Here is a 14121-nt window from a genome sequence, read left to right as displayed (position 1 = left end):
ATTCCGGCCCTTTTGCTGATGAGCTCGTTCATCGGCTTCGCGGGATTGGCGATTGAAAGCGGCATTACCGTTGTTCAGGCAGTCTTCATGACGCTTACCATCTGGGCGCTTCCGGCAAAGGTCGTTCTGATCGGCGCGATCAGCGCAGGTGCGGCTTTGCCTGCCACAGCTCTCGCCGTTGCTCTGTCATCTGTGCGTCTCATGCCGATGGTGGTCGCACTGCTTCCCGAGTTGCAGGGACCGAAAACGCGGAAACTGACGCTTGTGGTTCTGTGTCATTTCGTTGCCGTCACTGCCTGGGTCATGGCTATGGAAGAGCTGCGCAAGATCCCGCGTGATATGCGTACCAGCTATTTTGCTGGGGTCGGTATGGTTCTGGTGGGAACCAATGCGATCGTTGTCGCCATCGTCTATTCGTTATCGACGTCTTTTCCGCCAATTGTTTTCGCTGCACTTTTCATGCTGACGCCGATGTATTTTCTGACGTCGCTCTGGCGTTCAGCCCGAGAGCGGGCAGGGCAGGTTGCGATGATTTCTGGGATCGTTCTGTTTCCAATATTTCACCATCTGGCTCCAGGATATGACCTGCTGATTACAGGAATTTTCGGCGGGCTGATAGCTTTCGGTTTTCACCGGATGCGTCGCGTATCGGTGGGAGCAGCTAAATGAACTGGGATAGTTTTTCGAACTGGTGGTGGCCGTTTCTTTTTATTTTTCTGGCCGGTGCACTTCCAACCTATCTCTTCCGTGTGATGGGGGTGCTGGTCGGCGGGCGTATACGAGAGGATTCAGAGTTTCTTGTTCTCGTGCGCTGCGTTGCAACGGCTCTGGTTGCGGGTGTTATCGCACAGCTTATTCTCTATCCAAACGGCGAACTGGCCAATTCCCCTGTCTGGCTGCGTACCGGATCAGCCGTAGCAGGATTTGCCGCTTTTCTCATTGCCGACAAGCGACTGCTCGTCGGTGTGCTGGTTACGGAAATCCTGCTGGTAATCGGTCTGCTTACACTTTGAAAGTGCGAGTCATATCAGAGTGCTGCACGAATCTTCTCAGCATTTGCTGAAAGAACTGCGGCGTCTTCCATCTGGCCGGTATGCGGCTTGAGCGCCACGCCTTCAAAGCGTGGGATCACATGGAAATGCAGATGATAGACGGTCTGGCCGGATGCCGGTTCGTTGAACTGCATCACGGTTACACCATCGGCATTGAATGCCGTTTTCACGGCCTGCGCGATTTTCTGTACTACTTGAACAGCGTTCGCGAGGGTTTCCGGTTTGGCGTCAAGGAGATTGCGGGAAGGTGCCTTTGGCACAACCAATGTATGGCCCGTGCCTTGCGGCATCACATCCATGAAAGCAACGACATCATCCGTTTCGTAAACACGGGTGGACGGGATTTCCCCGCGCAGAATTTTGGCGAAGATATTGTTGTCGTCATAGGTGGCGGACATGCGATTCTCTCCAATGCGAAATGTTTGGTAGGATCAGACCGTATCAAGTCGCGTTAGGCAAGGTGGATGGGGTCAATCATCCCTGAAGGGCGAGTGTTCTTCCAGGGCGCTTTGAATTTGTTCGACCTCGCGGCGTTCATGATCGAGATAGTCGCGCACGGCGTTTCGAAAGCCCTCATGGACGATATAATGTGCCGAATGAGTCGTGACAGGCACATAACCGCGGGCGATTTTATGTTCACCCTGTGCACCGGCTTCAACGACGCTAAGCTTACGATCGATGGCAAAATCGATTGCCTGATGATAGCAAACCTCGAAATGCAGATAAGGGTGGTCCTCGATGCAGCCCCAGTGACGGCCGAAGAGGGTGTTACCTCCAATGAAGTTGATCGCACCGGCAATGTAGCGCCCGTTGCGCTTGGCCATGACGAGTAATATGTCTTCCGCCATGCTTTCGCCGATTAGCGAAAAGAACTGCCTGTTCAGATAAGGCCGTCCCCATTTGCGACTGCCTGTGTCCATATAGAATCTAAAAAAATCATCCCATACGACTTCTGTGAGATCACTGCCGGTCAGCCAGTCGATTTCAATGCCATCCGACAAAGCTTCGCGCCGTTCTTTTTTCAGCGCCTTACGCTTTCGCGATACAAGCTCATTCAGAAAATCATCATAGCTTTTAAAGTTATTGTTTTTAAAGTGAAACTGCTGATCTGTACGATGGAGAAAGCCCGCGCGCTCCAGTGCGAAAATTTCATCGGGCAGCGCAAAGGTAACATGCGCTGACGAGACCCCGGTTTGATCTGCCAGTTCACGCAGCCCACCAGCCAAAGCCAAGCGAACAGCCTCGCTTTCATAGGCGGCATGGTTGAGCAAACGTGGCCCGGTGGCCGGTGTGAAAGGTACTGCTGCCTGAAATTTTGGATAGTATCGACCACCAGCGCGCTCGAAGGCGTCAGCCCATCCGTGGTCAAACACATATTCCCCCTGACTATGCCCCTTGAGATAGTTCGGCACAGCTCCGATGAGGCGGCCCTGGTCATCCTCAAGACGCAAATGACGCGGAAGCCAGCCAGCTTTCTGTGAAACTGAGCCGGATTTTTCCAGAGCCAACAGAAAGTCGCGGGTAATGAAGGGATTGTAATTTATGTCCTGTCGGGATGCCCCGACAAGACTGTTCCATTCGTTTGCCGTGAATTCGCTGATATTCTCAACGACACGGAGAACGAAGCTTTGTTCATTCTGCGGATCTTCGTCGTTCACCGCTATTCCTTTGCCGTTATCGCGCACAGTTTGCGGCGCTCGGCGTGTTGTCGTCAAGCCACGAGGGCGCGCGGATCAAAGCCTTCGAACGTGATCTGGTCGACATTGAGATCGCTATGCTTTTGCATTTCACGATCCCGGACGGTCCAACTGATCACCGGCATTTGCAACTTCTCCCGAACGAAAGTAACGAACGGATTTGGCAGGTGATGCACGTTATAGGATACGAAGGAAATGCCATGCGCCAGCATGGAGAAATGTCTTTCAAAGTCTTCCGTGCGCGTACCTTCGGCGGTTAAGCCGCCAGGAATTCCCGGTGCATCTGCTGCGAAACGGCGGATCAGATGGTGATCGAAAGACATGATCGCGGCTTCGCCCTTATAGGACGCCAGTTCTTTGGCAACGGCAGGAACCAGACCATCATCTTTGCCTTCGATGCCCTTCAGTTCGATAACGAGGGGAACACGGCCGTCGACCAGATCAAGCATCTGGGCAAGCGTCGGCACGTGATCGGCAGTGCCACCGATCTTCAGCGCAGTCGCTTCCGCCAGTGCCAAATCGCTGATGTAGCCTTCGCGACCGGCGAGACGCTTCAGTTCATCGTCGTGAAACACGACAACACCGCCATCGCGGGTGAGATGAACATCGCATTCGATCGCGAAACCCGCTTTGGCCGCTGCTTCGAACGCTGAAAGGGTGTTCTCCCAGCGCTCTTTATTGAGATCGTGCAGTCCGCGATGGGCAACGGGACGCTTCTTGATCCAGTCGATGGAAGTCATGTCAGGCAACCTCGATGATTGCTTCTATTTCGACAGGTGCGTTGAGCGGCAGGCTCGCAACACCAACAGCCGAGCGGGCATGTTTGCCCGCATCGCCGAGAACCGCCACGAGGAGATCGGAAGCGCCATTGGCCACAAGGTGCTGTTCCACAAAATCGGGCGTGGAGGCTACGAAGGCGGTAATCTTCACAATGCGTTTGATGCGGCCAAGATCGCCAAGAGCAGCTTTTGCCTGGGCAAGGATGTTGACAGCGCAAGCACGCGCCGCAGCTTGTCCGTGCGCTACCGTCAGCTCATCACCGATCTGACCCGTATGCACAAGCTTGCCGCCTTCCAGCGGAAGCTGGCCAGATGTGAGAAGCAAAGAACCGCTCTGCGCAAAAGGGACGTAGTTGGCGGCGGGTGCTGCTGCTTCCGGAATGGATATACCCAGATTTTTAAGGCGGCTGTCGATTGTCTCGGTCATTGCATTAATCCTTGCTTGCAAAGGTACTTCACGATCTACCTATAGGCAGAATCGGTGAAGCTTTTGGGAAGGGTGCGTTTTTTGCCTCGCTTCCGCCACGAGTTTTTTTATCATGCTCGTCAACTCATCGGGAGATTCATGTATGCGTTTTTTCAAGAGTGCGGTTGCGGCGAGTGGAGCGGCTGCTTGTGTATGGGCCGGCTTTGCTGGCGTCGCCCATGCGGCCTCCACCGTAACGTTGGTTCCACATCGCGCAATCTATGATCTTACTCTGGATCGTGCTGATGAAAAATCGGGCATCAGCGGTTTGACCGGTCGTATGGTTTACGAGTTCAACGGATCTGCGTGTGAAGGCTACACGACCAATTTTCGCTTCGTCACGCGGATCGATATGGAAGAGCAGCCACAGCGGGTGACTGATCAGCAGACGACGACTTTTGAAGGCGCGGACGGAAAAAACTTCCGCTTTGTCAACAAGACCTTCGTAGACAAGGAGCTGGTCAAGGAAGTACGCGGTGATGCTAAGCTCGAGGGCGGGAAGACGGTTGTTGAGCTGAGCAAGCCGAAGGAAAACAAGCTGGATCTTAAGGGAACACAGTTTCCGACCGGCCATATGGAAGAGCTGATCGGAAAAGCGGAAGCTGGGCAGAAATTCTATCAGACGTCGCTTTTCGATGCCTCTGAAGATGCTGACCGGGTGGTTGCTACCACAGTGGTTGTCGGTAAGGAGCAGGCCCTGCCGGATGATGAGACCAAGGTTATGGGTAAATTTTCCAAGGATCAGGTCTGGCCGGTGACGATTGCCTATTTCGATGACAAGGAAAAGCAGGATGGCTTGCCGATCTACCGCATCAATTTCAAGCTCTATCGCAATGGCATTACCCGCGACCTTACAATGGACTACGGAGATTTTTCCATGCGCGGAAAACTGGTGAAGCTTGATGTCTACGATGCGGCAAAGCAGGCCGCATCCTGTAAATAGCATGTTGACTGGCGTGTTCGATTGCCTGTTCAGTGCTATATTGTGCAGATGACTTGCAATTTGCGGCGCGATCAGTTAACAGCGCGCCTATTCCACACACGGGATTGGGCTTTTGCAGGGAGAAATCCTGCCTCAGCCTCCGGTGGCGAGCAATCGCCTCAGCCCGTGGAGGTTCAACCGGAAAAGGAAAATACAGATGGCATTGCCTGAATTCAGCATGCGTCAGCTTTTGGAAGCTGGTGTTCACTTCGGTCACCAGACCCACCGTTGGAACCCAAAGATGGCTCCGTACATCTATGGCGACCGCAACAACATCCACATTCTCGATCTGTCCCAGACTGTTCCGCTGCTGCACAACGCACTGAAGGTCGTTTCGGACACGGTCGCTCGCGGCGGTCGTGTTCTGTTCGTTGGCACGAAGCGTCAGGCTTCGGACATCATCGCCGATGCTGCCAACCGTTCGGCACAGTACTACGTCAATGCACGCTGGCTCGGCGGCATGATGACCAACTGGAAGACGATCTCCAACTCGATCCAGCGTCTGCGCAAGCTCGACGAACTGCTGGCTGGCGAAGCTCAGGGCTTCACCAAGAAGGAACGCCTGAACCTTGAGCGCGAGCGTGAAAAGCTTGACCGTGCCCTTGGCGGTATCAAGGACATGGGTTCGGTTCCGGACCTGATGTTCATCATCGACACCAACAAGGAAGCGATTGCTATTCAGGAAGCCAAGCGTCTTGGTATTCCGGTTGTCGCAGTGATCGATTCGAACTGCGATCCTGACCAGATCGACTACCGGATCCCAGGCAACGACGACGCTGCACGCGCTATCGCTCTTTATTGCGACCTGATTGCTCGCGCTGCTCTCGACGGTATTGCGCGCCAGCAGGGTGCAATGGGTATCGACGTCGGCGCGCAGGCTGAAGCTCCGGTTGAGCCTGCCCTCGAAGCTCCGGCTGAAGGCGCTTAATCAGCGTTTGATTTCATCCATCCGTCATATCGGTGATAGGGCGGGTGGATAATCTCGTTTCATCCCGGTGCGGGATTGTGATTCCTGAAGTGCAATGCTCAGGTCAGATTACGATCCGGAAACCAAGCGCCGGTTAAAAGTTGGCACACCCACCCGGTGTGCCTTCGCTTTCATGAAAGGCGACATTATGAGCATTTCCGCATCTCTCGTCAAAGAACTCCGCGACCTCACCGGCGCCGGCATGATGGACTGCAAGACTGCACTTGCTGAAACCAATGGCGATATCGAAGCTGCCGTTGACTGGCTGCGCGCCAAGGGTATTGCAAAGGCCGACAAGAAGGCTGGCCGTACGGCTGCTGAAGGTTTGGTTGGCGTTGCAGCTTCCGGCAACAAGGCTGTTGTCGTTGAAGTTAACTCCGAAACCGACTTCGTTGCTCGCAACGATGCCTTCCAGGATCTCGTCCGCAAGATTGCCCAGGCTGCCCTGTCAACCGATGGTTCGACAGAAGCAGTGGCCAATGCCGATATCGACGGCAAGACTGTTACGCAGGCTGCCAAGGACGCAGTTGCAACCATCGGCGAAAACATCGGTTTCCGCCGTTCGGCAGCACTCAGCGTTTCGCAGGGCGTTGTTGCGACCTACATCCACAATGGTGTTGCTGATGGCCTCGGCAAGCTCGGCGTTCTCGTTGCAATCGAAACCGCTGGCGATGCGGAAGCTGCAAACGCATTCGGTCGCCAGGTCGCCATGCACGTTGCTGCAATCAACCCGCTGGCTCTGACCGCTGAAGACGTTGATCCGGCTGCTGCCGAGCGCGAAAAGTCGATCTTCATCGAGCAGGCCCGTGAGTCTGGCAAGCCGGACAACATCATCGAAAAGATGATCGAAGGCCGTATGCGCAAGTTCTACGAAGAAGTTGTTCTTCTTTCGCAGGCGTTCGTCATCAATCCGGACCTGACGGTTGCAGCGGCCCTCAAGGAAGCTGAAAAGACCATCGGTGCTCCGGCCAAGATCGTCGGCTTTGCCCGCATCGCTCTCGGCGAAGGCATCGAGAAGGAAGAGACTGATTTCGCTGCTGAAGTGGCTGCTGCTGCCAAGGGCTAAGTGATTCTGGTTTCCAGCGCATCTTGTCCCGAAAACCGGTTTCCACTTTTCGGAATGCGCTGATTGCCTGAAAAGACTTTTGATTATGAAGGGCATCGCGTGACAACGCGGTGCCCTTCGTGTATCGGAACCCGAACACAACCAGTTGATCACAATCTGCGGAGAGCATCCAATGTCCGGTAAGCCCGCCTACAAACGCGTCCTTTTGAAAGCCTCGGGCGAGGCATTGATGGGCAGTCAGGGCTTTGGCATCGATGTTTCCGTCGCGGACCGTATTGCAAACGATATCAAGCAGGCGCGGTCGCTCGGCGTTGAAGTTGGTGTGGTGATCGGTGGCGGCAATATTTTCCGCGGCGTCGCTGTGGCCTCAAAAGGCGGAGACCGCGTCACAGGCGATCACATGGGAATGCTGGCTACAGTCATTAATTCGCTGGCACTTCGCACCTCCCTGCACAAGATCGATGTTGATTCCGTCGTGCTTTCGGCCATAGCCATGCCGGAAATCTGTGAGAGCTTCTCGCAGAGAAAGGCCACGGCCTATATGGACGAAGGCAAGGTCGTGATTTTTGCTGGCGGCACCGGAAATCCTTTCTTTACGACGGATTCGGCGGCGGCTCTCCGCGCGGCGGAAATTGAAGCCGATGCTCTTTTGAAGGGCACACAGGTGGATGGAATCTACTCTGCGGACCCGAAAAAGGATCCTAATGCAACGCGTTTCGATCATCTGACGCACAAAGAAGTTCTCGATCGCGGGCTCGCGGTCATGGATACAGCCGCTGTTGCCCTTGCGCGCGAGAACAACATTCCGATAATAGTCTATTCCATCCATGAAAACGGCGGCTTGGCCGAAATTCTGCAAGGCAAGGGACGCTGCACGATCGTTTCCGATAATTGATCGACCTTTGCTGCGTACTGAAGGAGAAAATGTATGAGTGATGCTTTCGACATCAACGACCTGAAACGCCGCATGGAAGGCGCAGTCAATTCTTTGAAGCACGATCTGAATGGTCTTCGTACCGGCCGTGCTTCCGCCAGTCTGCTTGAGCCCATCACCATCGAAGCCTACGGCGCCACGATGCCGATCAATCAGGTTGCCAATATCACTGTTCCCGAATCGCGTATGCTTTCGGTTTCCGTCTGGGACAAGAGCATGGTAGGCGCCGTAGAACGCGCCATCCGTGATTCCGGGCTGGGCCTCAATCCGATTACCGACGGTATGACGCTTCGCATTCCGCTGCCGGAACTGAATGAACAGCGCCGCAAGGAACTGGTCAAGATCGCGCATCAATATGCTGAACAGGGCCGCATTGCTGCTCGTCATGTCCGTCGCGACGGTATGGACACGCTGAAAAAGCTGGAGAAGGACGGCGACATCAGTCAGGATGACAGCCGGGTACAGTCTGAAAAAGTGCAGAAGCTGACCGACGAAACCATTGCAGAGATGGACAAGGTTGTTGCAGTGAAAGAAGGGGAGATCATGCAGGTTTAGGCCTTGCATGGTTTTCATTGAGGGAGAGCTTCGCCATGTCCAATCCGCGCCACATCGCCATTATCATGGATGGCAATGGCCGTTGGGCGAAGGCACGCAATTTGCCGCGCAGCGCCGGACACCGGGCAGGCGTGGAAGCTCTTCGTGAGACGGTACGGGCAGCCGGGGACCGTGGCCTCGGCTACCTTACATTGTTTGCATTTTCTTCAGAAAACTGGTCTCGCCCCAGCGGGGAGGTAAACGACCTTCTGGGTTTGCTGAAGATTTTCATCCGTCGTGATCTTGCAGAACTGCATCGCAACAATGTGCGGGTCAGTATTATCGGCGAACGCGATGATCTTGCCGGCGATATTCGCGCGCTATTGATCGAAGCGGAGACGCTTACGCATCGCAATACCGGCCTTAACCTGATCATAGCCTTCAACTACGGTTCCCGCGACGAGATCGTTCGCGCCGTGCGAAGCTTGGCGCGCGATGTTGCTGCCGGGCTACTTGATCCAGCCTCAATTTCCAGTGAACTGGTTTCTGCAAATCTCGATACTGCCGGGATACCAGATCCAGATCTCATCATCCGCACAAGCGGTGAAATGCGCCTGTCGAATTTTCTGCTCTGGCAAGCTGCATATTCAGAGTTTTTGTTCCTGCCCATTCATTGGCCAGATTTCCGCTCGTCCGACCTTGATGCGGCGTATGAGGCTTTTCGCCAGCGTGAGCGTCGGTTCGGTGGTGTTGAAACGCGCGCCGGGCTGGAGGAACTTGAAAACGAAATCGCATGCCCTTCGACCAAGGGGGCGGCAGTCTAAGGTGGCTCCCGAGGGGCAGCACCATTGAAAATGCTCTAGTATGGCATAAGCCAGCCCGTCGAAAGGTCTCAATGTCCAATCTGCAAACCCGTATCATTACTGCCATTGTCCTCGGTGCAGCCGCCTTATGGCTGACATGGGTCGGCGGTTTGGGTTTCACACTGTTTTCGATTGCGATTGGATTGGCTATGTTCCACGAGTGGACGAGCTTGACCGAATCGAAACAGACATCGTTTTCTCGTCTGTTTGGCTGGGGATGGCTGGTACTTACCAGCATCCTGCTCGTAATGGACCGGAGTGCATTGCTGACGATTGGCGTTCTGCTCGTGGGCACCCTCATTCTTTTTGTCACGCAATGGCGGGCTGGGCGAGGCTGGCCAGCGGCTGGACTTCTCTATGCCGGTTTCTCTGCCGTGTCCCTCTCGCTCCTGCGTGGTGACGAGCCGTTCGGCTTCACTGCGATTGTTTTCCTCTTCGCCGTTGTCTGGTCCACCGATATTGCAGCTTACTTCAATGGTCGGGCGCTGGGCGGACCAAAACTGGCACCGCGCTTCTCACCGAATAAAACCTGGTCCGGCGCCGTAGGCGGTGCTGCTGCCGCTGTGGCTGGAGGAATTCTGGTAGCCTCTCTGGTAGCGTCTCCCGGCAGTTGGATCGTGCCGCTGCTCGCATTGCTGTTGTCTATTGTTTCGCAGATCGGCGACCTTGCAGAATCATGGGTGAAGCGCCAGTTCGGCGCAAAGGACTCCGGACGTCTTCTGCCGGGGCATGGCGGTGTTCTGGATCGCGTTGATGGACTTGTGGCTGCTGCCGCACTTTTGTACCTGTTTGGTGCGATTTTCGCCGAGCCAGATGTGCCGTCCGCGATTTTTTTCAGTTTCTAAGAATGCAACGAATGAGTTTAGGGGTAGTTCAAAATCCATTCAGCTCTTCGTGGCTCGATAGCACTTTGTAAGGAGTAGTGATTTGCAGGAGGCGTTGGCCTTTTTTCTGGGTGGCGAAAGCCTGCTTGTCGGGACCATCATTCCATTTCTCTTTGTTCTGACCGTTGTGGTCTTTGTCCATGAAATGGGCCATTACTTAGTTGCGCGCTGGTGCGGCATTGGTTCTCAGGCTTTTTCTATCGGCTTTGGACCTGAGTTGATCGGTTTCACGGATAAGCACGGAACACGGTGGAAGATTTCTGCGATTCCGCTTGGTGGTTACGTCAAGTTTATCGGTGATGAGAGCGCCACGAGTTCTCCTGTCGATGTCGATAGTGCAAAACTGAGTAAAGATGAGCAGCAAAGGGCATTTCACACTCAACCGGTGTGGAAGCGCGCGGCGACCGTCTTTGCGGGACCTGCTTTCAACATCATTCTGACGGTCATTATCTTTAGCGTCTTCTTTGCCCTTTATGGGCGACAGATTTCCGATCCGCTTATCGCTGGCGTCCAGCCAGGTAGCCCGGCAGCAGAAGCAGGGTTTGAAGCTGGAGATCGCTTTATCAGCGTTGATGGCGAAAAGATCACAACTTTTTCTGACGTACAGCGTATCGTATCGGGAAGAGCAGGAGACAAGCTGAATTTCACCGTCGAACGTAATGGCAAGATGGTGGACCTGCAGGCTGTTCCGGCAATTGTCGAGCGAACCGACCCGCTTGGAAACAAGATCAAGCTAGGGGCCATCGGTGTGGAAACCACTGAAGCTGTCGGTAATTTTCGCCGGATTGAATATGGTCCCCTCGAATCAGTGGGGCAAGCTGTCATGGAGACAGGCTATATTATCAGTCGCACGGGGGAGTTTTTCCAGCGTTTCGCGGTAGGGCGCGAGGATAAATGCCAGCTTGGTGGTCCGGTCAAGATCGCCAACATGGCGGGCAAGGCGGCAAGTCAGGGTTTTGATTGGCTCATTCAACTGATGGCGATGTTGTCTGTCGGCATAGGGCTTTTGAACCTGTTTCCGCTGCCTCCACTGGATGGTGGTCATCTGGTTTTCTATGCAGTCGAGGCCATAAAAGGTAGTCCGGTGTCTGCTGCAGCGCAGGAAATTTTCTACCGTGCGGGGTTCCTTCTTGTTATGGGATTTATGGGGTTCGTACTTTTCAACGACCTGTTTGCCTGCTAGATGACTCTCCGGCTGGCTCAGGTGGTGATCTTGGGGATCGGTGCAGGCTGGAGGGTTCCAGTCAGCTAACCGCTATGATGCGTACCTTCGTCGATGAGGATCGGGGAAGGTGTTAAACAGAAGTGAAAATTGGGAGTGACTGCTAGAAAAGCTAAGCGATTTGTTTACCATAACGCTTGAATCGCGTGGCGCGGATGCCACGCTGGTTGCTTAAGTAAACAGAATTTAACCGTGACGCTTGCTTGTATGGAAAAACCGGGTATGACGGTTGTATCTGTACGTGCTTTTCTGGGTTAATCGCCCCGGGGACAGAAAAAACGAAGGTTCGGAAAGCCTATGACGGCAAGTTCTAAATTCTTTGGCGCCGCATCTGCGCTCGCCATGTCAGTGGCTCTTGTGGCTTCGGGTACTGCTGCACTCTCGCTGGCTTCGGTCAATATTGCCGAGGCTGCTGTCGTTAGCCGTATCGAGGTGCGCGGTAATACACGCGTCGACGCACAGTCCATCCGTGACAACATTGAGATTCGTCCGGGCAAGGCTTTCACCAGCGCCGATATCGATGCTGCGGTGAAGCGTCTGTTCGCGATGGGTCTGTTCTCGGATGTTCGCATCAATCAGTCCGGCAGTACGCTCGTCGTGAATGTTTCCGAGCGTTCGGTCGTCAACAATGTCCTTTTCCAGGGCAACAAGAAGATCAAGGATCCTGATCTCGCTCGCGCGGTTCAGCTCAAGGCTCGTTCGCCTTATGAAGCTGCAACGATGGAAGCAGACGTTGAAGCTATCAAGGGAGCTTACGCACATATTGGGCGCAGTGATGCGACTGTGAGTGCGCGTACTGTCGATCTTGGTCAGGGGCGTGTGAACGTCGTCTATGAAATCAACGAAGGCTCGCGCACGAAGATTGCAAACGTCGATTTCGTCGGCAATCAGGCATTTGGCTCCCGTCGTCTGCGTGATGTAATCTCGACCAAGCGTTCGAATCCGCTTTCGTGGCTGACGCGTAACGACGTGTATGACGAAGGTCGCCTTCAGGCTGACGAGGAAACGCTCCGTCGTTTCTATTACAATCGCGGCTATGCGGATTTCCGCGTCATCTCATCGAATGCGGTTCTCGATCCTTCGACCAACGAATACACGATCACCATCACGGTTGATGAAGGTCAGCGCTATACGTTCGGCAATGTAAGTGTCGAAAGCAACGTTGAGGGTGTTGAAGGGCAGGCGCTGGACCATCTGGTCAAGACGCGTTCGGGTAAGCCTTACAGCGCCAAGGAAATCGAAGATTCGGTGCTTGCGGTTACCGAAAATGTTGCTGGTAGTGGCTACGCCTTTGCAAAGGTCGAGCCGCGTGGTGATCGCGATTTCGAAAACCACACCATCTCGGTCGTTTATAGTGTTGACGAAGGTCCGCGCGCTTACATCCAGCGCATTGAAATCCGCGGCAACGACAAGACCCGTGACTTCGTGATTCGTCGCGAATTCGACATGAACGAAGGCGATGCTTTCAATCAGGTCATGGTGCAGCGTGCGAAGCGTCGTCTCGAGGCTCTTGATTTCTTCCAGACGGTCAATATTTCCACTGCACCCGGTTCCGAGCCGGATCAGGTTATTCTGGTTGTTGACGTCGTCGAAAAGTCGACCGGCGAGTTCTCGATCGGTGGTGGTTATACGACCGGTGGCGAATCGCCGGGTGCTCAGGTTGAGGCTGCTATCACCGAGCGTAACTTCCTCGGACGTGGCCAGTATATTCGTATCAGTGCCGGTGCCGGTCAGGACGATATGCGCAATTACGGTCTGTCGTTTACCGAGCCTTATTTCCTCGGTTACCGCCTCTCGGCTGGCTTTGACGTTTTCCGTCGTACGTATCGCGTAAATGACGATTACGACGTCGAACAAACCGGTGGTACGATCCGTTTCGGTCTGCCGATCACGGACAACTTCTCCGCAGGTATCGCGTATAATCTTGTTCAGGAAAAGTACGACCTGTTCCGCGCGGACAGAGAGAACTACTACGCGCCAGCGTTGTTGGAAGCGGCAGAGCATAGCCCTTGGCTCCGTTCGTCGATCAGCTACTCACTGACCTATAACTCCATCGATGACATGAAGAATCCGCATGACGGTCTTTATGGCAAGTTTACGCAGGAGTTTGCTGGTCTGGGCGGTGACGCGAAGTATATTAAGACGACTGCTAAGGCTAACTACTACAAGACGCTTTCCCAGGAAGCCGATATCGTTGGGATGCTGGGCGTCGGTGGCGGTTATATCCACGAATTTGGCAATGACGGCGTCCGTATCTTCGACTTGTTCAAGAATAATTCGGACATCATTCGCGGCTTTAAGTTCAACGGCATTGGTCCATATCAGGACGCCAATGATGGTAGACGTTACTGGCTGGGTGGCACGACCTATTTCAACGGTACGGCTGAAGTTCAGTTCCCGATGCCGCTCGTTCCGGAAAGCTTGGGCATTCGTGGTGCTCTGTTCGCGGATGCAGCTACGCTTTACGGTAACAATACCGATGGTGCTCTTGGTGACGACAAGAAGCTTCGTGCTTCGGCAGGTGTGAGCTTGATGTGGGCTTCTCCGTTCGGTCCTCTGCGCTTTGACTATGCGTTCCCGATCGCGAAGGCTGATACCGATAAGGTTCAGAACTTCAACTTCGGTGTCTCGACCAAGTTCTAATAGATTTGCCTTTTCCTGGGGTGTAAAAACCC

Annotated in this window: 15 protein-coding genes; 11 read left to right on the top strand and 4 right to left on the bottom strand. The window is 54.1% G+C overall.

Annotated elements, in window-relative coordinates; all coding sequences use genetic code 11:
- The first annotated feature begins 18 nt into the window (after positions 1-18).
- Together FIB18_RS14620 and FIB18_RS14615 are read left to right on the top strand one after the other, a co-directional pair.
- The gene (locus FIB18_RS14620; protein WP_235894899.1) at positions 19-669 is read left to right on the top strand and encodes an AzlC family ABC transporter permease; all 651 of its coding nucleotides are present in this window, start codon (positions 19-21) and stop codon (positions 667-669) included.
- Positions 666-1013: an AzlD domain-containing protein gene (locus FIB18_RS14615; protein ID WP_140021410.1), complete on the top strand. Its 348-nt coding sequence runs from the start codon at positions 666-668 to the stop codon at positions 1011-1013. The genes FIB18_RS14620 and FIB18_RS14615 overlap by 4 nt, the downstream gene beginning before the upstream one ends.
- Before the next feature lie 14 nt (positions 1014-1027).
- Here the strand turns inward: FIB18_RS14615 and FIB18_RS14610 are convergent, their stop codons facing one another.
- The 4 genes from FIB18_RS14610 to FIB18_RS14595 form a co-directional block, all read right to left on the bottom strand.
- A complete protein-coding gene (locus FIB18_RS14610; RefSeq protein ID WP_109987757.1) occupies positions 1028-1450 on the bottom strand; it encodes an HIT family protein in 423 nt (140 codons plus the stop codon).
- A 72-nt stretch (positions 1451-1522) separates the two neighbouring features.
- Positions 1523-2710 (bottom strand): GNAT family N-acetyltransferase, encoded by a 1188-nt coding sequence (locus tag FIB18_RS14605; RefSeq protein ID WP_140021409.1) that lies wholly within the window; start codon positions 2708-2710, stop codon positions 1523-1525.
- Between the two features lie 53 nt (positions 2711-2763).
- Positions 2764-3489, bottom strand: coding sequence for a glycerophosphodiester phosphodiesterase (locus FIB18_RS14600; RefSeq protein WP_140021408.1), 726 nt, complete (start codon positions 3487-3489; stop codon positions 2764-2766).
- A gap of 1 nt (position 3490) precedes the next feature.
- Positions 3491-3955, bottom strand: coding sequence for a RidA family protein (locus FIB18_RS14595; RefSeq protein ID WP_140021407.1), 465 nt, complete (start codon positions 3953-3955; stop codon positions 3491-3493).
- 142 nt (positions 3956-4097) lie between these two features.
- On the opposite strand from FIB18_RS14595, the gene eipB reads away from it, so the two are divergent.
- The 9 genes from eipB (at position 4098) to bamA (ending at position 14089) form a co-directional block, all read left to right on the top strand.
- Entirely contained in the window at positions 4098-4937 is an 840-nt protein-coding gene (gene eipB / locus FIB18_RS14590; protein ID WP_140021406.1) for a cell envelope integrity protein EipB, read from the top strand.
- Between the two features lie 196 nt (positions 4938-5133).
- Positions 5134-5904 (top strand): 30S ribosomal protein S2, encoded by a 771-nt coding sequence (rpsB, locus tag FIB18_RS14585; RefSeq protein ID WP_140021405.1) that lies wholly within the window; start codon positions 5134-5136, stop codon positions 5902-5904.
- Positions 5905-6091: 187 nt separating this feature from the next.
- A complete protein-coding gene (gene tsf, locus FIB18_RS14580; RefSeq protein ID WP_140021404.1) occupies positions 6092-7009 on the top strand; it encodes a translation elongation factor Ts in 918 nt (305 codons plus the stop codon).
- Positions 7010-7181: 172 nt separating this feature from the next.
- Positions 7182-7904, top strand: a complete 723-nt coding sequence (pyrH, locus tag FIB18_RS14575) for a UMP kinase (protein WP_140021403.1) — start codon at positions 7182-7184, stop codon at positions 7902-7904.
- Between the two features lie 33 nt (positions 7905-7937).
- Positions 7938-8498, top strand: coding sequence for a ribosome recycling factor (gene frr / locus FIB18_RS14570; RefSeq protein WP_105542026.1), 561 nt, complete (start codon positions 7938-7940; stop codon positions 8496-8498).
- Positions 8499-8533: 35 nt separating this feature from the next.
- Positions 8534-9301 carry an isoprenyl transferase gene (locus FIB18_RS14565; RefSeq protein ID WP_140021402.1) on the top strand — a complete coding sequence of 256 codons (768 nt, stop codon included), beginning with the start codon at positions 8534-8536 and terminating at the stop codon, positions 9299-9301.
- A 71-nt stretch (positions 9302-9372) separates the two neighbouring features.
- Positions 9373-10185, top strand: coding sequence for a phosphatidate cytidylyltransferase (locus tag FIB18_RS14560; RefSeq protein ID WP_140021401.1), 813 nt, complete (start codon positions 9373-9375; stop codon positions 10183-10185).
- 82 nt (positions 10186-10267) lie between these two features.
- Positions 10268-11407: an RIP metalloprotease RseP gene (rseP, locus tag FIB18_RS14555; RefSeq protein WP_140021400.1), complete on the top strand. Its 1140-nt coding sequence runs from the start codon at positions 10268-10270 to the stop codon at positions 11405-11407.
- A 336-nt stretch (positions 11408-11743) separates the two neighbouring features.
- Positions 11744-14089, top strand: a complete 2346-nt coding sequence (gene bamA, locus FIB18_RS14550) for an outer membrane protein assembly factor BamA (RefSeq protein ID WP_235894898.1) — start codon at positions 11744-11746, stop codon at positions 14087-14089.
- The last annotated feature ends 32 nt before the right edge of the window (positions 14090-14121 follow it).

Origin of the sequence: Brucella pecoris (genome assembly GCF_006376675.1) — a bacterium.
Lineage (GTDB): Bacteria > Pseudomonadota > Alphaproteobacteria > Rhizobiales > Rhizobiaceae > Brucella > Brucella pecoris.
This window is presented reverse-complemented; position numbering and strand designations above follow the sequence as displayed.